The sequence below is a fragment of the Streptomyces sp. NPDC001292 genome, from assembly GCF_042896465.1.
Taxonomy (GTDB): Bacteria; Actinomycetota; Actinomycetes; order Streptomycetales; family Streptomycetaceae; genus Streptomyces.
Genome location: NZ_JBIAXG010000042.1, coordinates 45,632 through 67,118, shown reverse-complemented (window position 1 = coordinate 67,118; position 21,487 = coordinate 45,632). Strand labels below are relative to the sequence as shown.

Sequence of the window (21,487 nt, the reverse complement as noted above, 5' to 3'; positions counted from 1 at the left end):
CGGACGGTCGAGGCCTGCATGGGGTTCATCGAGTGGGTCCAGCACGCCGACGTCAACGCGGTGACGGCGCTCCACCAGTTCGCGCTGGACCATCCCCTGTACGTGCGGGTGCTGCGGCTTCTGACCGATGTGGCCTGGGATCCGATGACGCTGCGGCTGATAGTCGCCGCCGTGGTCGTCGTGCTGCTGCGGCGCCATGCCTTCCGGCAGGCTGCGTGGGCTGCGGTCACGATGACGGCAGCGGCGCTGACCTCGACGCTGCTGAAACTGGCGGTGGCCCGGCCGCGCCCGCAACTGCCGGACCCGGTGGACCACGCCGCCGGCTACGCCTTCCCCTCGGGGCACGCGCTGACCGGCATGGTCGGATGCGGGGTACTGCTCATCCTGCTGCGGCCCGCGCTGCGCGGGGCCTGGCGAGCGGTGGCGTGGGGTGTGGCAGCGGTGACGGTGATCGGGGTGGGCTTCACCCGCATCGCCTTGGGGGTGCACTGGGTCAGCGACGTGGTGACCGGATGGCTGCTTGGCCTGGCGGTGCTGGCCACCACGGTCGCGGCCTTCCGTATCGGGAGCCCTGAGCGGAACGTGACCCGAGCTGCCGACACAGAGCGCGCGCGCTGACCGGCCGCCCCTTCCACGTCGAGCTCGGTCGGCTTCGTGCCGGCCTGCGCTGTCGCCTCTTTCGAGCGTATTTTGGCTGCCTGCCAGCGAGTCGGGACCCTGGGCATCCGGGACCGCTGCCCGCGTCGTCCTCGGCAACGATGGGTACACGGTGGCGACCGAGGGGTGTTCACCCTTGTTCTTGCCCGAGGAGATGGCTAACTTCTGGGCGATCTGCGGCACAGGGGACCCCGTGGGCCCGCAGGCTGGGGGCGCAGGCGGCCATGTCATCGTCGACGACCTCAGGGCGCCCGCCGTGCCGCGCTCGCGGGCGGAGGCTTGGCCTTCAAGGGACTTCTCCCAGATGTACTCCGGGCGTGAGTAGTTGAGATACAGGAGATTCCAGCGAGATTGATCTTGCTGGGGTTCGCCTACTTCGCTGGGGTTTGAGCTAACAAATGATGCAAAGCTGTACTTGGCGGAGGAGGGGGGAAGGGCGGCGGTGGGCCGTGGATCTGGAGAGCGTCGCTGCGGAGCTGTACACGCTGCATCCGACCCAGTTCGTCGGGGCGCGCACTGCACGTGTGGACGAGGCTCTGGCAGCGGGGAATGCCGTTCTGGCTGCTCAGATCGCCGCGCTGAAGCGCCCGACGCTGTCGGCCTGGGCCAGCAACCTGCTGGTCCACTCCGAGCCCAAGCAGGTCGCCCGGCTGCTCCGCCTGGGCGGAGGCCTGCGCCAAGCCCACCAGAAACGTGCCCGCACCCAGCTCAGGCGCCTGAGCCGACAGCAGCACACCCTCATGGGCACCCTGTCCCAGCAGGCCTGCTCCCTGGCGGTCGAGGCCGGACACCCCATTGGCCACGCCGCGCGGCGCAAGGTGGAACAGACCCTGCAGGCGGCTCTGGCCGATCCGGCGGCAGCGGAGAAATGGGCCTCCGGCCGACTCGTCAAGGCGCTTGCCCCTCCGGCCGGCTTCACCGCGGCTACGGCTGCGCTCAACAAGACACCTGCCCGGCCGGCTGTCGCACCTCACCGGGGGCGCGCGGGAAAGCCACCACCGAGGCCAGAACGCCCCGACGCCAAGATCGCCCGCAAGCAACGCGCCACGGACGAGGCAGGCAGGAAGCCGGCGCAGGCGCAGCGGGAGGCGGAAGCAGCCGAGCAGCGCGCCCGGGAACGCGAGGAAGAGTACGACCAGGCGCAGGAGGAGGTCGAGCGCGCCGAAGCAGCCCTGCGGGAACTCCAGGAGCGCGCGACCGAGCTGGCCCAGCAACTCCACGCCACGGTCGAACTGCGACGCCGCATGCGAAACGACCTGGACAACGCACGCCAGCGAGCTGCACAGACAGACCACGCTGCACAGCAGGCACGCCAGGCCGCTGAGACGGCGCGAGCCCGTGCCGAGCGCTTCACGAGACGCGGCAGCCCTTCCCAAGCCGGTTAAAGGCGGTCGCGTAGCAGGCCAGGACCCATACCGCCCTCGCAGCGCCGTACGGCTCGCGCGCTTCCGCGGACGGAACTCCCCTCGCGGTGTGGTGGCAGATGTGCGTGGCGTGGTACGCGGCAGCCACAAGGGCTACCGGCCACACCCCCTCAAGGGATGCCTGATATATGCCCACCGCGCGGTCAGGCTCAGCCGTCCAGGTAGCCGAGCGCAGCATCGGGCGGCAGTGCCCGCACGCGTTGACGCCCTCGGTCAGCGCCCGCAGGGCGACGTCCCGGGGTACGCCTCCGGCCATGTGGCAGCCCCCGACGTGCACGGCGACGGGCGGCGAGCCGCGGTTGAGGCCGCTTTCGAGGATCCAATCGGGTATGGGCGGCCGGGCCTGCTCACCCCGCTGCCGCTCCTGCTCGCAGCGTTCGGTGGCGGCGATCTGCTGCCGTACCCGATCGAGGGTGAGGACGAGCCAGGTCTCCAGGGTGCGGAGACGGGGCAGGTCAGGCGGCAGATCGGGTATATGTTCGATTCTGCGGTCAGGGTGGAAGACTGCAATCCAAGGTGTCCCGTCTCAGACGATCTGGCCTGTGGGCAGAGCCCTGACCTGCGGCGACCAGATCGGTTGAGACGCCTCGCCGCCGGGAATGCCAGTTGATCTGGTCCGGGGCCCTTGGCTGCCAGGTGCTGTCTCACTCGATCTGGTTCGGCTCTGCCGTTTCACACCGGCAAGTCTCGTTAGGATCTCCTGATCATGGACGTGATGACGGGGAACGAGATGATCGCCATCCCGCCGGGGCAGGTGACGCTGTCGGACCGGCGGACACAGCGCACTTGGTCGGTCGACCTTGCGCCCTACCAGCTCGCGGCATTCCCGGTCACCCAGGCGCTGTATGCCCAGATCACAGGCCAGCGGCCGAGCACCGCCCATGGAGACCAGTTGCCCGTCGAGTGCGTCTCCTGGTGGGACGCGGCGCGGTTCTGCAACGCTCTGTCCCGGCGCGACGGGTTCACGCCCACGTACCACTTCCGTGCCGACGGCGAAGGTATCGAGTGGGACGCGTCCGCCGACGGGTACCGGCTGCCGACCGAAGCCGAGTGGGAGCACGCCTGCCGTGCCGGTACGGCCGGACCGCGTTACGGAGAGCTCGACGAGATCGCCTGGTACCGCGGTAACTCACACGAACGCAGCCATGACGTGGGCGGCAAACGCCCCAACTCGTGGGGGATTTACGACATGCTTGGCAACGTCTGGGACTGGTGCTGGGATGTCTACGACGCCGAGGTCTACGGCACCTACCGGGTGCTCCGTGGCGGTGGTTGGTTCGATGAGCACTGGAGCTGCCGGGCCTCCGCGCGGCGCCGCAGCCACCCGACCTTCCAGGTCGACGACGTCGGATTCCGCATCGCGCGTTCCCTCGTGTGACGACCGGTTCGTGTCCGTCCTCAGACGCGATGTTTGACGATCGAACGGCCTGGGGGAGTCGATCATCTGAGACATCGAGCAAATCGGACCCATTCACTTGAGACACGGACCAGATCGACAGAGACGGGACACAAGGGGGCCGGTGTCCTGTGCCACCGAACCTTGAGCGTGTGCCAACGAAGTTTGGGGTGGCACGGGGGTTTGGTCGTCAAGGGTGGTGGACGGAGGGCATGCGGGTGCACCGGATCCCCGCCACCGTTCAGCTGAGCTGCTCGGCCAGTCCGATGATGATCCCCTCGGGGCCGCGGACGTAGCAGAGCCGGTAGCTGTCCTCGTACTGTGCCAACTCGCCGACGAGTTCGGCGCCGTGAGTGCGCAGGCGGGCAACGGTGTCCTCGATGTCGTCGACGGCGAACATGACGCGGTGCGTGCCCAGAATGTTGTGCGGCCGGTTGCGCGGCCCGGCGCTGATCGCCGCGGGGCTGCGGTACTTCGACAGCTCGAGCCGGCTGTGACCGTCCGGGGTCCGGAGCATCGCGATGTCACAGCGAACGCCGTCGAGTCCGGTGCACTGGTCGGCGAAGAGGCCCTCGACCTCCGCCCTGCCCTCCAGCTCCATACCGAGTTCCACGAAGAACGCGATGGCGGCATCCATGTCCCCGACGACGATACCGACATTGTCCATCCGCTGAATCGCCATGCTGGTTTCTCCCTCTTCCGCGTGCGGCCGGTGGTGGCCGCTGATGCCCCTGGGACGGAGCCGGTGGCACGTTCTCGACATCCTGCGCCACGAATCTCAGCGAGCGGCCTTCACCACTCAAATTTCGTTGGCACACGCTCAAGGTTCGCTGGCACAGGACAGCCGGAGAGGAGCAGGCGTGATCGACGATGTGCTGTGCCGCTGTCCTGTGACAGTCGATCTTCCTCTTTGTCAGTGAATCTTGCTCAAACCCACTCTGTTGCCACTACGGTTTCCTCGGTACGTGATTGCTCAGACCGGGGATGTGGGCTCGTGGCCGGAGACGGTGTCATACCGCTCGTGCATCTGGACTCGATCGACGAGGTCCGGGCTGTGCACAAGATGCTGTTCGACCGAAAGTTCGACGGCCAGGAGGATGTGTACTTCGGGAGCCCGTTACATCGATGCCGTCCGCGCCTGGGAGACAGACGAAACCACCTTGGTGATGAAGGTACCCACGGCTTCCAGGACACTGGGCAGCAGGAATGGGACCACGCTGTGAGCGGCGTTACCCGTCGTGCCGCGACTGCCCCTCACCAACCAGCAACTTGCGGCATGACGGCCAGGCGGGAAGACCAGGCGCCGCCAGGCGGTGGTGAGCACTTTGGCAGGGACCTCCCATGCCTGGATGGGGCGGCGCCGTCCCTTGAGGGACTTCACGAAGTCGATCGCGTCCAGGACCGGCTCGCCGGCCGGGCTCAGGCCGGGCAGGAAGCGGGCGATGGTGTTGTAGCGGGCGGCGAGCATCTGCTCCGCGCCGTCGTCGGGCTGCTGGGCGAGCAGCTTGACGGTGTCGGCCGCCGCGCGGACCGGGCCGACGTCCATGGAGTCGAGCGTCGCGCGCAGGTCGCCCTCAGGGTCGGCGGCGGTGGCGCAGATGGCGAGCCAGGCTGTGTGCAGCTCGATTGCGGCGGCATCGAGGTCGTTGAGGGTTCGCAGCCTCTGTTTGGTCATCTTGGCGGCGGAGCTGCGGATGATGTCGCCCATCACCAGGTCGAAGACCTCGATCGCCACGTCTGCGGCGAGCTGCGGCATCACCGCGGCGAACGCGACCAGGGTGGCCAGGCGCCGGTCTCCTCTCAGGTCGGAGACGGCCTGGGCGCGGGCGGCCTTGGCGAACCTCACCAGCGCCTGCAGCCGTCCCGGGGGTATTGCGTCCAGGTTCCAGGCGTGGCCGCCGAAGGCGTGCAGCGACTCGTAGCGTTCCAGGGCCTTGCCCACTCCACGCGCGGAGATGTCGCGCGGTGAGCGGCGCAGCCGGTCCAGCTCGGACAGGCGCTTGCCTGTGGGGACGACGACCAACTGTTGCAGCTGCTCGGCCTGCTCGGTGGTGGGCGCGGCGGCCAGTGTCGCCCACAGGCGTTTCTCGGCCCGCTCGCGGGTGCCGGATATCAGCCGCTCCAGCACGGCCACCCCGGGCAGCACCACCTTCTTGTCCACCAGGCGCTTGGTGGCCAGGTCGAACAGCAGGGTGGGGCGTTCGTTGCCGATCCAGGCCCGCTGGTAGAGCCAGCGGGCGAGCGCGAACCACTGGTCGAAGTCGAACTTGGTGTACCCGTAGCCCTCGCGGATCTGCTCCTGGTGGTCCCAGCGGGCCTCAGCCGTGCCGTAGTCGGCGAACGCACCCGGCTCCAGCCCGAGTTGCTCGGCGACGTAGGCGACCACCACGCTGGGCACCTCTTCGGGGTTGTTCAGGAAGGTGCCCAGGTAGCGGATGGTGCCGAGCTGGACGGCCCAGCCGATCCGGTTCCTCGCACCGCGGGCGGCCATCGCCCGGCGCCGTGCGGTCTGATCCAGCAGGAAGGATCCGGCGAGCTGTCCCTCGTCCGGGTCCTCGGTGAAGCGGCCGAAGCGCTTGCGTTGTTCCTCGCTCAGAAAGTTGGTGGGCACCGCCCGCTCCTTGATCGTCTGCGTGATTCGCGCGCGACGGTGCCAGGTGCCCTGGAGGAGCGTGAGGCGATCTTCTATTCCAGCCCAGGGCGTCACCCCATGTGATAGATGGGCAGCCCTGGCGATCCCTGCTCGCCAGCCTCGTGTCGGGCACAGAGGGAGTGTTGTCCCGCGCACGACGTGGGACAACGGTGGGGTGGGCGGGGTCAGGGGGGTGTGAGGGTGTCGAGTTCCGTGGCGAGGTCGGGGTGGGTGCCGGTCAGGTGGGGGCGGGTGGTGGTGAGAGGGCGGATGAGCTCGGCGGGGTCGTCGTGGGCGAGGGCGGCGTGGAGCTGGTTGATCGGGTTGCGGGCCGCGACGGGCAGGTCGGTGAGGGCGGTGATCTGGCCGGCGATGCGGCGCAGGTCGGCTGCGTTGCGGCGGGCCCAGGCGGCGGTGGTGCGTTCGACGGCGCGGCGTTCGCGGGTGGCCTGGACGCGTTGTTCGCCGGTGGTTCCGGCGGGGCCGGGCCGGCCCCTCAGGTAGCGGCGTTCGGCGGCCTGGCGGCTGGCGACGCCGAGGGGATGGGCAAGGTCCGCCCAGCTGGCACCCGCCCGGCGGGCGGTTTCGATCAGGCCGGTTTCCCAACCGGCGAGCTGCTCGCGTACCTGCCGCAGCAGCAGAAGAGAGGCCAGGGCCTGCTCCGGGCCGACGTCGTGCGTCTCGGCAGTGCCGGGGACCTCGTGCCGGGCGGCATGCAGGGCGTCGTTTATGGCGTGAAGGGCTGCGGCCGCGCCGAGGAACGACGCCGGGCTTGGTGTGTCGGCGCTGGACGATGCCGTCTGGTCGGCCGGGGTCATGGGCACCTCCCTCAAAGTAGTCATCCTTTTGACGACACCATGGTTTGTCATCTTTTCGCCGACACCATGGTTTGTCATCCATTGGATGACATGTTACAACGGTTTCAGTGAGGCGCATTGGCAGCAACTAGCCGAACCCGCTGGAGGTGTCTTCCGATGTTGATGCGCACTGACCCCTTCCGTGAGCTCGACCGGCTCGCCCAGCAGCTGCTGGGCCCGGGCACCTGGTCCCGGCCGTCCCCGATGCCGATGGACGCCTACCGCGAGGATGACCAGTACGTGGTGGCCTTCGACATCCCCGGCGTCACCGCGGACGCGATCGACATCGACGTCGAACGGAACATGCTGACCGTCAAGGCCGAGCGCCGGCCCGTGACGAAGGCCGACGACGTGCAGATGGAACTGTCGGAACGGCCGCTGGGCGTCTTCTCCCGCCAGATCGTGCTCGCCGACACCCTGGACACCGAGCACATCCAGGCTGACTACGACGCAGGTGTGCTCACCCTGCGCATCCCGATCACCGAGCGCGCCAAGCCCCGCAAGGTCTCCATCGGCGTCGGATCCGGCCGCAAGGAGATCTCCGGCTGAGCCGGACAGAAAGGGGTGACCAGCGGCGGAGGACGGGTACCTGATCTCCCCCTCTCCCGTCCTCCGCGCCCCGAGGAAGGTGGCGGCCGACGTGACGGTGCGACGGGAAGCGTTCCTCGATCATGTGAAGGAACGCGGCGAGTACGACACCCTGCAGGAGGCTGAACGCGCGGCCCGCGTGGTGCTCGCCCTGCTGGGCGCACACCTGGTCGGCGAGGTGCGCGCCCAGCTGGCGGCGCGTCTGCCGGAAAGCTTCGCCCTGATCCTGCTCAACCCGCTGCAGAGCGCAGAGCCGCTGTCCCCGGAGCGGTTCGTGCGCGCGACCGCGGCCTGGATCGAAGGGGCTACCGAACAGACCGCGGCCTGGGACGTCAGCGCCGTGCTGTCCACGGTCGCCGACGCCGTCGGCGACGACCTCCTCAAACAGATCCTGCTCCAGCTCCCCGCAGGCTACGACCTCCTCTTCGGCCGCCCCCAGACCACCTGACCACCCGCCCCCACCTGACCGGCACCGGCCACCACGACCCTGGTGACAGAAAGGCAACCACCGCAGTGATGTCCGACCAGAGTGCACCGCTCCAGCAGCCCTACAGCAGGGCGTACGAGCAGATGCTGGAGAAGGTCCGCTACGACGGCGCCTACCCCACCCGGGAGAAGGCCGAGGAAGCCGTCCGCCTCGTCCTCGCCGGACTGGGACGCCAGCTGACCGGCGACGAACGCGTCGAACTGGCCGCCCGCCTCCCCCTCGAAGCCGCACGCATCCTCACCGCCCAGATCCCCGACCTCCAGCCGCTGACCGGCTGGGCCTTCGTCAAAGACCTCGCCGCCCGCACCGGCGCCTCTCTGGCCACCACCCGCTGGGACACCGGATCCGTCTTCTCCGCCGTCGCGGCCTACGCCGGCCTCGACCTGCTGACCCGCATCCTGCACCAGCTCTCCTCCGGCTACGCGCTGCTGTTCGGCCGCGCCGAACTCACCCCCGCTGCGTAGACGGCAACATGCGTGCTCGGGGCGGGCGCGACCGCTGCGTCACCGTCCGCCCTGCGCCCCCGAGGCCCGTGAGGTGACCACCGTCGCCCGCTCGTCGCGCACGCCCGCCGCTACCGGGGGCGCCTGCGCGCGTGACCGGTGGCAGGTAGTCCTGCACCAGAGTGCGGTGCCACCAGGCGCCGGTCCGGCGGAGCTCTCGCCAGGTGGTGAAGCGGTAGGCGTAGAGGCGGGCGCGCAGGAAGGTGGGCGGGGCGGTGGGGAAGGGATTGCGACGCAGGAGCCGCAGGGTGGCGGCGTCGTTGTCCAGGAGACGCACGAGGAGGGTCGCGAACATTCGGTGGCGTACACGGGCGAGAGCGCGGCGAACCACATCAGCCAGTCGAGTCGCAGATGGTACGGCGCCACCTGCGGCGGCAGCCGCCGCTTGTCGCCCGGCTTGCCCTTGAACTCGTACTCCTTCCACTGCGTCTGATCGGTGAGGTCCGCCTCGTCGGTTCCCTCGATCACCACCTCGTAGCGGACGCGGCTGACGCTGCCGAACGCCCCGTAGGTGTTGACCAGGTGCAACGGGTTGAAGGAGGCGTTCATCCGCTGGTGGCGAGAGAACAGGTTGCGGATCGGCCAGTAGCTGAGGACGGCGACCAAGGCGGTCACGGCCAGAACCAGGACCACGTACAGGCGGGCGTCGCGCCGAAGGCCGGTGGCTGCTCGGGCAGGGGCAGGAGGTGTGCGGCGCGCACGCTGTCGATCTCGTGATCTGCTTGGCCTCTCCGTCTCCCCGGCTGATCTCGATGCGGCGCGGCTTGGCCTCCTCCGTCACCGGGATGTGCAGCGTGAGCACGCCGGCGTCGTAGCTCGCGCTGATCTTCTCCAGGTCGAGTTTCTTCGGCGGTTCGCCGGTCCGGGCTCCGGGAGCCCGAGGTGCCTTCACCAATCCCTATACCTCGCCCCGCCAGACTTGACAAGAGAGCGCTCAAGTTTTATTCAGGCTTATAGGCAAGTTGATCCGAAATCGCAGCTCACAGCGGTCGAGGAGGTGGCCTGGATGGAGATGCCGGACCTGTATGCGGAGCTGGGAGTGGAGCCCTCGGCCACGGTCGAGGTGATCACCTCCGCCTTCCGGCGTCAGGTGCGGGAGCTGCGCCCCGACACCCGGGTGGATGCCGTCACAGCGGAACGGTTCGGGCAGCTGCGCTCGGCGTACGAGACGCTGCGTGATCCCATCCGGCGCGCGGCCTACGACCAGACGTACGAGCGGACGTACCGCAGCCCGGCCGAGTCCCCTCGGGCTCCGGCACCGCCCCGGCCGCCCCGCAGGTTCGTCGTCGTACTCGGCACCACAGACCCCGAACCGCCATTGCGCGCGGGTCCGGTCCGATGGGAGCCCCACAGCTGAACGAGGCCCTGGCAGACAGGGCAGGGACGAGGAGGGAGATTCCAGATGGCACGTCCGGTCGGTATTGACCTCGGTACGACGAACTCGGTGGTCTCGGTCCTGGAGGGCGGCGAGCCCACCGTCATCACCAACACGGAGGGAGCACGGACCACACCCTCGGTCGTGGCCTTCGCCAAGAACGGCGAAGTTCTCGTGGGCGAGGTCGCCAAGCGGCAGGCGGTGACCAACGTGGAGCGCACCGCCCGCTCGGTCAAGCGGCACATGGGGGACCATGCGTGGCGGTTCCCGGATCACGGTGACATCGACGGCAAGCGGTACACCGCGCAGGAGATCTCCGCGCGGGTGCTGCAGAAGCTGAAGCGGGACGCCGAGGCGTATCTCGCGGAGGACGTCACCGACGCCGTCGTCACCGTGCCCGCGTACTTCGACGACTCGCAGCGGCAGGCGACGAAGGAGGCAGGGGAGATCGCGGGCCTGAACGTGCTGCGGATCATCAACGAGCCGACGGCGGCGGCACTGGCCTACGGGCTGGACAAGGAGAACGATCAGACGGTGCTCGTCTTCGACCTGGGCGGCGGCACCTTCGACGTGTCGTTGCTGGAGATGGGAGAGGGTGTCATCGAGGTGAAGGCCACCAACGGTGACACGCACCTGGGAGGTGACGACTGGGACCAGCGGATCGTGGATCACCTGGTCAAGCAGTTCAAGAACGGCTACGGCGTCGACCTGTCCAAGGACAAGATGGCCGTGCAGCGGCTGCGCGAGGCGGCGGAGAAGGCGAAGATCGAGCTGTCCAGCTCCTCGGAGACCAACGTCAACCTGCCCTACATCACCGCCTCTGCCGAGGGCCCGCTGCACCTGGACGAGAAGCTCACGCGCGCCCAGTTCCAGCAGCTGACGTCCGACCTGCTGGAGCGGTGCAAGGGGCCGTTCCACAACGCGATCAAGGATGCCGGGATCAAGGTGTCCGACATCAACCACGTGATCCTCGTGGGCGGTTCGACGCGGATGCCGGCGGTGACCGACCTGGTCAGGGAGCTGACCGGCAAGGACCCGCACAAGGGCGTCAACCCGGACGAGGTCGTGGCGGTGGGCGCCAGCCTGCAGGCCGGTGTGCTCAAGGGTGAGGTCAAGGACGTCCTGCTGCTGGACGTCACCCCGCTGTCCCTGGGTATCGAGACCAAGGGCGGCATCATGACCAAGCTGATCGAGCGCAACACAACCATCCCGACCAAGCGTTCGGAGATCTTCACCACGGCCGAGGACAACCAGCCGTCCGTCCAGATCCAGGTCTACCAGGGCGAACGCGACATCGCCGCCTACAACAAGAAGCTCGGCATGTTCGAACTCACCGGTCTGCCGCCGGCCCCACGTGGCGTGCCGCAGATCGAGGTGGCCTTCGACATCGACGCCAACGGCATCATGCACGTCACGGCCAAGGACCTCGGCACCGGCAAGGAGCAGAAGATGACCGTGACCGGCGGCTCCGCCCTGCCCAAGGACGACATCGACCGCATGGTGCGGGAGGCCGAGGAGCACGCCGAGGAGGACCGCAGGCGCCGGGAGGCGGCGGAGACCCGCAACCAGGCCGAGCAGCTCGTCTACTCGACGGAAAAGCTCATCAAGGACAACCCCGACACGATCCCGGCCGACGCCAAGACCGAGACCGAGGCGGCGCTGGCCGACCTGAAGGAGAAGCTCAAGGGGGAGGACACCGCGGCCGTCCGCCAGGCCATGGACCGGGCGGCACAGGCGGCGCAGAAGATCGGCACGGCACTGTACGAGCGGTCGCGCACCGAGCAGCCCATGGGTGGGCAGGCTCCGGGCGCCTCGGGATCGGACGACGAGGTGGTGGACGCCGAGATCGTCGACGACGAGAAGGGGGAGGCGGGCTGACGATGGACAACGGCCGGCCACTGAACACGGACCCCACCGAGCTGCAGCGTCTGCTTCGGGAACGCACGGAGGACCTGCAGTGGGTGAAGGCCGAGTACGACAACTACCGCAAGCGGGTGCGACGGGACCGCATGGCCGTACGCCAGATCGCCGTGGCGAACGTCCTGCGCGTCCTCCTGCCGGTCCTGGACGCCGTCGACCGCACATGTGCCCACGAGCCCATGACGCCGGGCCTGAAGGACATCACGGACACCCTCCGGACCCAGCTGGGGTCCCTTGGGCTGGAGGCGTTCGGCCAGGCGGGCGACCTCTTCGATCCCGCCCGCCACGAGGCCGTGGTCCATCACGTCTCCCCGGATGCCGACCGGCTGATCTGCACGGAGATCCTGCGAACCGGCTACCGGCTCGGTGACCAACTGCTGCGTCCGGCCCACGTGGAGGTCACCGGGCCGCCCCCGCCCGCGAGGAACCCACTCGCGGGAGATGACGAAGAACCCCACGGCGACGCGGAACGAGACGACGAACGGCCCAGCCCCCCAGTCCGGCCCGCGGCACCGAATACGTGGGCTCCGTCGTCCCGGCGTGCTCCTCCCCGGCCCTCGATCTGACCGGGCTGCCGTCGCCCGCCGGTGGCCCTGCTCATTGTCTGTTCGCAACACGCAGCCGGGCTGTGTCGCCGGCACCGACTGGACGGCTGGGCGTTTGCCGCTTGGCGCTCGAGTGTCATTCCGGGCGGCGGCGTGGTGGCACCTCCGGGACGACCAGGGTTGCGGCTTCGGCGGTCTCCTCGTTCGGCAGGGAGCTTGACGGCGATGTCCGATGATCTGGCTGACCTGGCGCTAGTTCCGTGCCCAGGCCGCCGTGATGTTCGCCGCGGTGGCAGCCCTCGCCGCCACCCTCGCGGTCACCGGCCCGCATTTGTCCGACCTCTACCGGACGGCCGGCAGCAGCCTGGTGGACCAGGTCTCCAGTTCGGACCAGACCGTCTACTACGCCGGACTGCTGGTGGTGCTCGCCGTGCCGGCGGTCATCGGGATGTTCTGGGGCGCGCCGCTGATCTCCCGTGAACTGGACCGGCACCCACTACCTTGCGTGGAACCAGGGCGTCACCCGCACGCGCTGGCTGGTGACCAAGCTGGGCCTTGGTGCGGCGGCCGCCATGACCGCTGCCGGACTGGCCAGCCTCGCGGTGAGCTGGTGGAAGCCCCATCGACCGGGCTGTCAACGGCGGTGGCGCGACGGACACGTACTTCCCCCGGCTCGACCCCGTGGCCTTCGCCGCACGGGGTGTCGTCCCCATGGCCCATGCCGCCTTCGCCTTCGTCTTGGGCGTCGCCCTCGGCCTCGTCATCCGCCGCACCCTGCCTGCGATGGCCACCACGCTCGCCGTCTACGCCGCCGTCCAGATCTCTGCGCCGATGTGGATCCGGCCCCACCTGGCTGCCCCGGACCGGACCACCGTGCCGATCGCGGCCGGTAACCCCCTCGGCATCCACGAGGATGGCAAGGAACTTGTTGTGCCACTCGACGAGCCCGGTGCCTGGCTCACCTCCCAACAGAGCCTGATCGCTGCCGGTCAGCCGGCCCCCGCGCCGTCGTCCTTCGCCGACTGCCTGCACACCGAGTCGGTCCTGCCCTCCATGGAACAGGTTGACCGCTGCGTTGCCGACCTCGGCAAACTCGGCTACCAGCAGCAGGTGACGTACCAGCCCGCCGGCAACCGAAGCGGAACGGCACATCCGCAAGGCGAGCCAGTTCTCCACCGTGGTGCAGCGGATGTTCGAGCCGGTCCGGGAGGCACTCGGCGACCTCGCCACACGGGAGACCACCGTCTGCCGATGCGAACTGGTCACCCGCGACACCCTCGACGGCTTCCTCGAATCGTCCCCGTTCGTCAGCAGCGTCAACGCCGTCAAGCTCTCCTGCCGGACCGGTATGGGCCCCTGCTAGGGGCGCTACTGCAAGAGCAGCGTCGGCGCGATCCTCGCGACGGCGCGCAAGCAACCGATCGGACTCGGAGGACGTTTCTCCGCTCACCTGCCGATCAAACCCGCGCCAGTCGGGGACCTCCAAGCCCTCGACGCACCCCCCGAGCAATCCGAATCGCAAGGTCCGGGCACTCCGCCTCACTGAACGACGCGCGACGTCCGCTAAATGCCGTGCAGCCATCCGCGCTCGATGCGCCACACGCAGAAGTGCGACAGTTGACCTGGCACCAGGCCGCGGGGAGCAGCAGGCGGGCCAGGTCCTCCCCTTCGTCGTGGGCCCGATGCATCGCCAAAGGTGTTTCGCGTAATAGATCGGCGACCAGGACCTGCCCGACCGTCGAGGTGAGCACTCACGGCGTCCAGGGGCGGTCGGGCCTGCTCGCGTCGACAAGTCGCCCCTGCCGCAGGGACTCGAGGGGATATACCCGAATAGTTAATTAAGGGTAGTCAGATACGGGATGTGCAGCCATTGGTTCCACCCTCCTTGGTCAACATTTCGTCATGCCAGTTTCAGGGACTCCCCAACACTTCCCCGCCAAAGCCAAGTCTCCGACACCCTCGCCCCCTCATGCACCCTCACCACCAGCAGTGATAACTTTCCGTGCCTGATCAATCGCAATCCGTTGCGGCATGTTGCGCACCCCGGCCGGGCTTAGTGTTCCGATCAGGAAGTGATCACCACTAACGCCCCTTGGACCACCGGGTGTTGGTGAATTCGACGTGTCCTCTACCAGGGAGAAGGCATGCCTGCAGCAGGGCAGGTGGTGCAGCCTAGGGGCTGGGCTCCGGCCGATGTCGGACAGATACAGCTGCGAGGCATCGCACAGGTCGCACTCAGTGCGAGCCCGTGGACCGGGTTGTTCTTCACCGTCGCGCTGTTCGCGGGCAGTTGGCGGATCGGTGTGTACGGTCTGCTCGGCGCGGCAGCGTCCACCGTGGCCGCAGCCGTGCTGGGCGCCGACCGGGACGGCCTGGCCAAAGGGTTGGAGGGCTACTGCGGTTGCCTGACCAGCATTGCCGTCGTGGTCCGGCTCGGCGCCTCGTGGCAGACCGCAGTGCTCGCCGTCATCGCCGCAGCGGTCTGCTCGGTGCTGAGCGCGGCGGCCGGCCGCCTGCTGGGTCGCATCGGGCTGCCCGCGCTGACGGCCCCGTTCTGCCTGGTCGCCGGGGCGCTTGCGATCGCGCTGCCGACCGCCCCGGCCGCGCCGCCGATCCCCGCCGCCGGGGCAACCACCCTGGCGGCCTCGGAAGTCGGCCACGCCTTCTGCAACAACGTCGGTCAGGTCTTCTTCCTCGACAAGTGGTACGCGGGCCTGATCCTGCTCGCCGGGCTGCTCGTCGCCTCCCGGACCGCCGCCGTCGCCGCCGCCTGCGGCAGCGTCGTCGCGATCCTGACCGCCTGCGCCATGGGCCTGCCCGCCGACCGGATCACCGAGGGGCTCTACGGCTACAACGCGGTGCTCGTCGCCATCGCGCTGGCCGCGACCTTCCTGACCCTCACTCCGTGGACCGCCGGGTACGCCACGCTCGCCGCCGTGGCCTCGGTCCCCTTCACCGCCGCCTGGCAGGCCTTCGCCCAGCCCTCCGGCGGATCCCCCTTCACCTGGCCGTTCGTAGTGACGACCTGGCTCTTCCTCGCGGCCGCTCCAGCGCTGGACCGGCCCGGCATCTCGTTCGAGAAAGCGAAGTGACGCCATGAACCTCGCACCGCGGGAAATCGACAAACTCCACGTCTACGTGGTGGCGGACCTGGCCCGGCGCCGCAGGGCCCGTGGCACCAAGCTCAACTACAGCGAAGCCGCCGCGCTGATCACCGAGGCCGTCCTGGAGGCCGCCCGCGACGGCCACACCGTGGCCGAGTGCATGGAGCTGGGCCGCAAGGTCGTCTCCGGCGAGGACGTCATGCCCGGGGTGCGCGAGATGCTCACCGTCCTCCAGGTCGAGACGGCGTTCGTGGACGGGACGAAGCTGGTCACCTGCCACGACCCGATCAGCGCCTGAATCACCGCTGAAACACCGAGGAGACAACGATGTCGGGTGGAGCCCACTACCTCTACGGGGACGATCCCGTGGAGATCAATTCCGGCAGAGCCAAGGTCAGGCTCACCGTCGCCAACACCGGTGACCGTGCCGTCCAGATCGGCTCCCACTACCACTTCTTCGAGGTCAACCGCGCGCTGCGGTTCGACCGCGAGGCCGCGTACGGGATGCACCTGGACATCCCGTCCGGCACCGCCGTGCGCTTCGAGCCCGGCGACACCCGCGAGGTCGAGCTGTGCGCCTTCGGCGGAACCCGTCGGCTCGTCGGCTTCGCCGGACTCGTCGACGGCGGCCTGAACGCCGACGACACCAGGCGCGCCGCACTGCGCCGCGCCGCAGAACTGGGATTCGCCAACACCGACGGCATCGCCGACACCGAGAACGAGGGGGCCGACGCCTGATGGCCATCATCCCGCGCAAGCAGTACACGGATCTGTTCGGCCCCACCGTGGGCGACCGGTTCCACCTCGCCGACACCAACCTGATCGTCGAGGTCGAGCACGACCACAACGCCGGCTCCTACGGCGACGAGGCCGTCTACGGCGGCGGCAAGGCCATCCGGGACGGCATGGCCCAGGACCCCGCCGCGCTCAACCGCGAGGGCGCCCTGGACCTAGTGATCACCAACGTTGTGGTCCTCGACCCGGTCCTGGGCGTGGTCAAGGGCGACATCGGCGTCCGCGACGGCCTGATCGTCGGGGTCGGCAAGGCCGGCAACCCGCACCTGCAGAACGGCGTGGACCCCAAGCTCGTGATCGGCCCCGGCACCGAGGTGATCTCCGGCGAGCACCTGATCGCCACCGCCGGCGGCGTCGACACCCACATCCACTTCATCTCGCCGCAGCAGGCCGAGGAGGGCCTGTCCAACGGCATCACCAGCTTCTTCGGCGGCGGCACCGGGCCGACCGACGGCAGCAACGGCACCACCTGCACCCCCGGCCCGTGGAACATCCACCGGATGCTGGAGGCCGTCGAGGACCTACCGGTCAACGTGGGTCTGCTCGGCAAGGGCAACGGCAGCCTGCCCGAGGCGCTGCGCGAGCAGGTCGAGGCAGGTGCGGCCGGTCTGAAGGTGCACGAGGACTGGGGCGCCACCCCCGCCTCCATCGACAACGCGCTGCGGGTCGCCGACGAGCACGACATCCAGCTCGCCATCCACACCGACACCCTCAACGAGGGCGGCTTCTTCGAGGACACCCTGTCCGCGATCGACGGCCGGACCATCCACACCTTCCACACCGAGGGTGCGGGCGGCGGTCATGCCCCCGACATCATGCGGATCTCCGGCGAGCCCAACGTACTGCCGGCCTCCACCAACCCCACGCTGCCGTACACCATCAACTCGGTGGACGAGCTGCTGGATATGGTGATGGTCTGTCACCACCTGTCCCGCAACATCCCCGAGGACGTGTCGTTCGCCGACAGCCGGGTGCGCGCCGAGACCATCGCGGCCGAGACGGTGCTGCACGACCTCGGCGTGATCAGTATCTTCTCCTCGGACTCCCAGGCCATGGGTCGGGTCGGCGAGTCCTTCGCCCGCGCCTTCCAGACCGCGCACCACTGCAAGGAGCTGCGCGGCCCGCTGGCCGAGGACCACTCCCGCAACGACAACGCGCGTGTGCTGCGGTACCTGGCCAAGCTGACCATCAACCCGGCGATCGCGGTGGGCGCCGCCGACGTGATCGGCTCACTGGAGCCCGGCAAGCTCGCCGACATCGTACTCTGGCCGATCCACTCGTTCGCCGCCAAGCCCAAGCTGATCATCAAGGGCGGCATGGTGAACTGGGCCCTGATGGGCGACCCCAACGCCTCCCTGCCGACGCCGCAGCCGGTCTACTACCGGCCGATGTTCGGCGCCCACGGCCGCGCCAGGCAGCGCACCTCGGTCACCTTCATGTCCCAGGCGTCCATCGCCGCGGGCGTCCCCGGTGAGCTGGGCCTGCAGCGGCGGATCGAGCCGGTGCAACGCTGCCGGACCGTCGGCAAGCAGCACATGGTCCGCAACGACGCGCTGCCGCGCATCGAGGTGGACCCGGAGACCTACAAGGTCACCGTCGACGGCGAGCCCGCCACCATCGAGCCGGCCGAGCAACTCCCGCTCAACCAGCTCTTCTACATCGTCTGACCGACCCCCTCAACGGTCCGTCGGGCGCCCTGGGCGCCCGACGGCCACCAGCGGCCGGACCGCCACGGACGGCCACCCGGCAGGAATGGAACCCCGGCGTGAACGACCCGATGCCGATCCCGGCGCTGCTGACCGGGCTCCAGCTTACCGACTCGGCCTTCCCCAGCGGCTACTACACCCTCTCCCACGGGCTGGAGGGTTTCAAGCAGGCCCGTGAGGTCACCCCGCGCAGCCTGCCCGCACTCCTCCACGACCTGCTCCGCCACAGCGCGGGGCCGGCCGACGCGACCGCCCTCGCCCTCACCCACCGCGCGGTGACCGCGGACGACTGGGCCCAGGTGGTGGCCGTGGAACGGCGGCTGTACGCCACCAAGCTGGGCCGCGAGGCCCGGCAGGCCGCCGTCCGCACCGGAAGGCAGCTGCTTGACCTGGCCGGCGAGGTATACGGCACACCGCAGATCGAGCGGTACCGGACCCTGTACCGGGACGGCGCGGTGCGCGGCTGCCAGCCGGTCGTCGCCGGCGTCGTCCACGCGGCCAACGGGCTGACCACGCGGCAGGCGGTCACCTGCGAGCTGTTCGCCTTCGCGGCCAGCTTCGTGGGGGCCGCCCTGCGGCTGCGGCTCACCGACCACCGCCGGGCCCAGGTCGTGCTGCACGCCGCCGCCCCGGTGATCGAGGAGACCGTGGCGGCAGCTCTGCGCCGGGAGTTGGCCGACCTCGGCGGATGCGTCCCGGTGGCGGACGTCATGGCCGGCCGTCACGAGCGCGCCGAGGCCCGGCTGTTCGCGAGCTAGGGCTCGGCCCTGGCCGCCACCACGAAGACACCACTCTGGACAAGGATCACGATGCACGACCCCACGCAGGTCCGACACTCCCACAACCACAGCCACGACGAGTTCGTACAGCGCCCCAAGGACGGCGTGCTGCGCGTCGGCATCGCCGGGCCGGTCGGCTCGGGCAAGACCGCGCTGATCGAGGCGCTCGTCCCGGTGCTGATCGGGCGCGGCCGAACCCCCGCCGTGATCACCAACGACATCTACACCTCGGAGGACGCCGCCCATGTGCGGCGCACCCTGGACGGAGTCCTCGACGCGGACCGGATCGTCGGCGTCGAGACCGGAGCCTGCCCGCACACCGCGGTCCGGGACGACCCGACGATGAACCAGGCCGCAGCGGACGAGATCCTGGAACGCTTCCCCGAAGTGGACACGCTGCTCTTCGAGAGCGGCGGCGACAACCTGACGCTCACCTTCAGCCCGGCGCTGGTCGACCTCTTCCTGTTCGTGCTGGACACCGCCGAGGGCGACAAGATGCCGCGCAAGCGGGGCCCGGGCATCACCGAGTGCGAGCTCCTCGTCATCAACAAGATCGACATCGCCCAGTATGTGCGGTGCGACCTGTCCGTGATGGAGTCGGACGCCCAACGCGTCCGGGAGGGGCGGCCGGTGGTGCTGACCAACTCCCTGACCGGAGAGGGCCTCGCTACGATCGCCGACTTCCTCCTGGCCCACGAGGCCGCCCAGCAGAACGCCCCGGAAGCGGCTACAGCATGACCAAGGCGCCCGCGCGGCTGGACTCCGCACACTACGAACCCCGACGGACACCGGCCCGGATGCTCGACCTCACCGGCACACCGGACACCCTGGCCGCCGGGCGCCCCGGCAAGGTCGGCCTGCTCGAACTGCGCTACGTGCGGGTCGGCGACCGCACCGAACTCGTCGACCGCTACCAGAAGTCACCGCTGCAGATCATGCGTCCGCTGTATGTGGACCCGCTGCGGCCCGACATGCCGGTGACCTACCTGATGTCCACCGGCGGCGGCATCGTCCAGGCCGACCGCAACCGCATCGACATCGACTGCGGCCCCGACACCGCCGTGCACCTGACCACACAGGCCGCCACCAAGCTGCACCGGGTGGAGTTCGACCACGCCACCCAGGTCGTCAACCTCACCGCTGGACCCGGCAGCTACGTCGAATACCTGCCCGATCCGTTGATCCCTTACCGGGACGCGCGCTTCTACCAGCACACCCGGGTCACCGCCGACCCCACCGCCACCGTGCTGCTGGGCGAGACGATCGCGGCCGGCCGGCTGGCCCGCGGCGAACGGCACGCCTACCGCCTGCTCTTCAGCGACCTGGAGATCCAGCGCCCCGACGGGGAGTTGCTGGTGGTGGACACCGTCCGCCTGGATCCGCACGAGCCCGGCTCGGTGACCGGCCCGGCGGTCTTCGCCGGCCACGACCTGATGGCCACGCTCTACGCCCTCACCCCTCTCGCCCCCGCGACGGATGTCGCCGACACCCTGCACGAGGCTCTGCTGGCCACCGGCCTGGCCTTCGGCGTGAGCGTACTGCCCGATGACTGCGGAGCATGGGCGCGGATCCTGGGAAGCGACTCGCCCTCGGTCACCCGCGCCATGCGCACCGCCTGGGACGCCCTGCGCCGCCTGCTCATCGGCGTCCCCGCCCCCGACCTGCGCAAGAGCTGACGCCCCGTTGCCCCGGACCCGTCCGTTCCGACGTTGTTGGTTGGTCCGGGGCTGCGTGGCGACGAGACATCCTGATCTGCCACCGCGACATGTGGGAGTTCATCACCGCGCACGCCGGACGCCATCCCCACTTCCGCGTCCCGCCGCAGATCACCGATCACGGCAACAAACGGGTCAGTACCACCATCTCCGGCCGCTCCCTGATCGCTGTTCTGATCAGCCTGTACAGCATCAAGCACACTACCGAGGAGGGAGATGGCGACTGGGAACTTGCAACCACCCTCTATCGCCGGATCCACCACCAGCTGACCACCCTCGAGGCCGACGGAGAACCAGTCACTATCACCCTGGACGACCGCTCCCACCCCGGCCCCGACGACGCCGGCGACGCGGGCGGCACAGCACCACCCGCCACCGACTCGCTCAACGACGGGCCCGAAGCAGCTGGCGGCACCCCGCCCCCACACCCCTCCGAATGGAACACACGCCATCCCGGCCTGGCACACCACCGTCCGCTGTAGGCACAGCGTCACGTCCACGCCGTGTGCCGCACGATCCTGGCCAGCGGCGCGTCGGCCGTGGTGCGGCCGACGCGCTCGGACGCGAACCTCCCCCTTGGCAGGGCCAGTTCGGGGCAGAGGTTGATCACAGTGGGCGTATTCCATGGTTCCGGGCCGGTGGGAGGCGGCCGCCGCGTACGGTCGCTTCAGCCAATAAAGTGACTGGCCGGTCACACAGGGTCGCAAACCTGGGAGGGGTTGATCATGATGATCGCCGGGACGTACCCGCTGGTGCAGCAGCTCGCCGTCACGGAGGAGCTGCCGGACGAGGCGTTGCCCGCGGTGATCGAGGCGCTGTGCACGACCTCCCGTGCCTTCTATGGCGTGGACAACCGTGGCGAAGAAGGGCGCAAGGAGGCCTTCGCGGCCGCGCTTCCTGCTGCAGCGGATTCCCGCCGCTCTCGGCCACGATCTGCTCTCGAACCCGTCCGTCCAGCGGTCCGGTGACGCCTGCACGCCCTCACTCCGGCGGTCGAGGCGGGC

General features: G+C 69.2%; 24 protein-coding genes and 2 pseudogenes. 19 read left to right on the top strand and 7 right to left on the bottom strand.

Annotation, left to right across the window (positions count from 1 at the left end; genetic code table 11):
* Window positions 1–18 precede the first annotated feature (18 nt).
* Together ACFY4A_RS33125 and ACFY4A_RS33120 are read left to right on the top strand one after the other, a co-directional pair.
* Window positions 19–618 carry a phosphatase PAP2 family protein gene (locus ACFY4A_RS33125; protein ID WP_390833023.1) on the top strand — a complete coding sequence of 200 codons (600 nt, stop codon included), beginning with the start codon at window positions 19–21 and terminating at the stop codon, window positions 616–618.
* A gap of 488 nt (window positions 619–1,106) precedes the next feature.
* On the top strand, window positions 1,107–2,042 hold the full coding sequence (locus tag ACFY4A_RS33120) for a hypothetical protein (RefSeq protein ID WP_390833022.1): 936 nt from the start codon (window positions 1,107–1,109) through the stop codon (window positions 2,040–2,042).
* Here ACFY4A_RS33120 and ACFY4A_RS33115 read toward each other — a convergent pair.
* Complete coding sequence (locus ACFY4A_RS33115; protein ID WP_390833021.1) at window positions 2,008–2,358, bottom strand: DUF6233 domain-containing protein; 351 nt, start codon at window positions 2,356–2,358, stop codon at window positions 2,008–2,010. The two genes, ACFY4A_RS33120 and ACFY4A_RS33115, sit on opposite strands and share 35 nt — an antisense overlap.
* Before the next feature lie 429 nt (window positions 2,359–2,787).
* Here ACFY4A_RS33115 and ACFY4A_RS33110 point away from each other — a divergent pair, with 429 nt between their 5' ends.
* Window positions 2,788–3,459 (top strand): formylglycine-generating enzyme family protein, encoded by a 672-nt coding sequence (locus ACFY4A_RS33110; protein ID WP_390833020.1) that lies wholly within the window; start codon window positions 2,788–2,790, stop codon window positions 3,457–3,459.
* A 259-nt stretch (window positions 3,460–3,718) separates the two neighbouring features.
* Here the strand turns inward: ACFY4A_RS33110 and ACFY4A_RS33105 are convergent, their stop codons facing one another.
* The 3 genes from ACFY4A_RS33105 to ACFY4A_RS33095 all read right to left on the bottom strand — a co-directional run bounded on the left by ACFY4A_RS33105 (window position 3,719) and on the right by ACFY4A_RS33095 (window position 6,927).
* A complete protein-coding gene (locus ACFY4A_RS33105; RefSeq protein ID WP_390833019.1) occupies window positions 3,719–4,159 on the bottom strand; it encodes a VOC family protein in 441 nt (146 codons plus the stop codon).
* Between the two features lie 435 nt (window positions 4,160–4,594).
* A complete protein-coding gene (locus ACFY4A_RS33100) occupies window positions 4,595–6,088 on the bottom strand; it encodes a DUF4158 domain-containing protein (protein ID WP_390833018.1) in 1,494 nt (497 codons plus the stop codon).
* Between the two features lie 206 nt (window positions 6,089–6,294).
* Window positions 6,295–6,927, bottom strand: coding sequence for a type III effector protein (locus ACFY4A_RS33095; RefSeq protein ID WP_390833017.1), 633 nt, complete (start codon window positions 6,925–6,927; stop codon window positions 6,295–6,297).
* Between the two features lie 156 nt (window positions 6,928–7,083).
* Between ACFY4A_RS33095 and ACFY4A_RS33090 the strand changes: the two genes are divergently transcribed.
* From ACFY4A_RS33090 to ACFY4A_RS33080, 3 genes are all read left to right on the top strand, one after another.
* A complete protein-coding gene (locus tag ACFY4A_RS33090; protein WP_390833016.1) occupies window positions 7,084–7,515 on the top strand; it encodes an Hsp20/alpha crystallin family protein in 432 nt (143 codons plus the stop codon).
* 91 nt (window positions 7,516–7,606) lie between these two features.
* Entirely contained in the window at window positions 7,607–8,002 is a 396-nt protein-coding gene (locus tag ACFY4A_RS33085) for a DUF2267 domain-containing protein (protein ID WP_390833015.1), read from the top strand.
* Window positions 8,003–8,070: 68 nt separating this feature from the next.
* Window positions 8,071–8,505 (top strand): DUF2267 domain-containing protein, encoded by a 435-nt coding sequence (locus ACFY4A_RS33080; protein WP_390833014.1) that lies wholly within the window; start codon window positions 8,071–8,073, stop codon window positions 8,503–8,505.
* Window positions 8,506–8,629: 124 nt separating this feature from the next.
* On the opposite strand, the pseudogene ACFY4A_RS33075 reads toward ACFY4A_RS33080, so the two are convergent.
* Together ACFY4A_RS33075 and ACFY4A_RS33070 are read right to left on the bottom strand one after the other, a co-directional pair.
* Window positions 8,630–9,180 (bottom strand): annotated as a pseudogene (locus ACFY4A_RS33075) (lipase maturation factor family protein); the annotation flags it as partial.
* A gap of 118 nt (window positions 9,181–9,298) precedes the next feature.
* Window positions 9,299–9,436: pseudogene (locus ACFY4A_RS33070) on the bottom strand (Hsp20 family protein); the annotation flags it as partial.
* Between the two features lie 114 nt (window positions 9,437–9,550).
* On the opposite strand from ACFY4A_RS33070, the gene ACFY4A_RS33065 reads away from it, so the two are divergent.
* The 3 genes from ACFY4A_RS33065 to grpE are packed head-to-tail and all read left to right on the top strand — an operon-like array spanning window position 9,551 to window position 12,405.
* The gene (locus ACFY4A_RS33065) at window positions 9,551–9,901 is read left to right on the top strand and encodes a J domain-containing protein (RefSeq protein WP_390833012.1); all 351 of its coding nucleotides are present in this window, start codon (window positions 9,551–9,553) and stop codon (window positions 9,899–9,901) included.
* 45 nt (window positions 9,902–9,946) lie between these two features.
* Entirely contained in the window at window positions 9,947–11,797 is a 1,851-nt protein-coding gene (dnaK, locus tag ACFY4A_RS33060) for a molecular chaperone DnaK (RefSeq protein WP_390833011.1), read from the top strand.
* Window positions 11,798–11,799: 2 nt separating this feature from the next.
* On the top strand, window positions 11,800–12,405 hold the full coding sequence (gene grpE / locus ACFY4A_RS33055; protein ID WP_390833009.1) for a nucleotide exchange factor GrpE: 606 nt from the start codon (window positions 11,800–11,802) through the stop codon (window positions 12,403–12,405).
* A gap of 498 nt (window positions 12,406–12,903) precedes the next feature.
* Here the strand turns inward: grpE and ACFY4A_RS33050 are convergent, their stop codons facing one another.
* Window positions 12,904–13,560 carry a hypothetical protein gene (locus ACFY4A_RS33050; protein WP_390833008.1) on the bottom strand — a complete coding sequence of 219 codons (657 nt, stop codon included), beginning with the start codon at window positions 13,558–13,560 and terminating at the stop codon, window positions 12,904–12,906.
* A 13-nt stretch (window positions 13,561–13,573) separates the two neighbouring features.
* Between ACFY4A_RS33050 and ACFY4A_RS33045 the strand changes: the two genes are divergently transcribed.
* The 10 genes from ACFY4A_RS33045 (at window position 13,574) to ACFY4A_RS33000 (ending at window position 21,451) form a co-directional block, all read left to right on the top strand.
* A complete protein-coding gene (locus ACFY4A_RS33045; protein WP_390833007.1) occupies window positions 13,574–13,747 on the top strand; it encodes a hypothetical protein in 174 nt (57 codons plus the stop codon).
* Between the two features lie 781 nt (window positions 13,748–14,528).
* On the top strand, window positions 14,529–15,476 hold the full coding sequence (locus ACFY4A_RS33040) for an urea transporter (protein WP_390833006.1): 948 nt from the start codon (window positions 14,529–14,531) through the stop codon (window positions 15,474–15,476).
* A gap of 4 nt (window positions 15,477–15,480) precedes the next feature.
* Window positions 15,481–15,786 (top strand): urease subunit gamma, encoded by a 306-nt coding sequence (locus ACFY4A_RS33035; protein ID WP_390833005.1) that lies wholly within the window; start codon window positions 15,481–15,483, stop codon window positions 15,784–15,786.
* A gap of 29 nt (window positions 15,787–15,815) precedes the next feature.
* The gene (locus ACFY4A_RS33030; protein WP_390833004.1) at window positions 15,816–16,226 is read left to right on the top strand and encodes an urease subunit beta; all 411 of its coding nucleotides are present in this window, start codon (window positions 15,816–15,818) and stop codon (window positions 16,224–16,226) included.
* On the top strand, window positions 16,226–17,950 hold the full coding sequence (gene ureC, locus ACFY4A_RS33025) for an urease subunit alpha (protein WP_390833003.1): 1,725 nt from the start codon (window positions 16,226–16,228) through the stop codon (window positions 17,948–17,950). Before ACFY4A_RS33030 ends, ureC begins: the two co-directional genes overlap by 1 nt.
* Before the next feature lie 110 nt (window positions 17,951–18,060).
* Window positions 18,061–18,747, top strand: a complete 687-nt coding sequence (locus tag ACFY4A_RS33020; RefSeq protein WP_390833036.1) for an urease accessory protein UreF — start codon at window positions 18,061–18,063, stop codon at window positions 18,745–18,747.
* A gap of 51 nt (window positions 18,748–18,798) precedes the next feature.
* The gene (ureG, locus tag ACFY4A_RS33015) at window positions 18,799–19,506 is read left to right on the top strand and encodes an urease accessory protein UreG (protein WP_390833002.1); all 708 of its coding nucleotides are present in this window, start codon (window positions 18,799–18,801) and stop codon (window positions 19,504–19,506) included.
* The gene (locus ACFY4A_RS33010; RefSeq protein ID WP_390833000.1) at window positions 19,503–20,444 is read left to right on the top strand and encodes an urease accessory protein UreD; all 942 of its coding nucleotides are present in this window, start codon (window positions 19,503–19,505) and stop codon (window positions 20,442–20,444) included. The genes ureG and ACFY4A_RS33010 overlap by 4 nt, the downstream gene beginning before the upstream one ends.
* 89 nt (window positions 20,445–20,533) lie before the next feature.
* Window positions 20,534–20,965 (top strand): hypothetical protein, encoded by a 432-nt coding sequence (locus ACFY4A_RS33005; protein WP_390832999.1) that lies wholly within the window; start codon window positions 20,534–20,536, stop codon window positions 20,963–20,965.
* 243 nt (window positions 20,966–21,208) lie between these two features.
* Complete coding sequence (locus ACFY4A_RS33000; RefSeq protein WP_390832998.1) at window positions 21,209–21,451, top strand: hypothetical protein; 243 nt, start codon at window positions 21,209–21,211, stop codon at window positions 21,449–21,451.
* The last annotated feature ends 36 nt before the right edge of the window (window positions 21,452–21,487 follow it).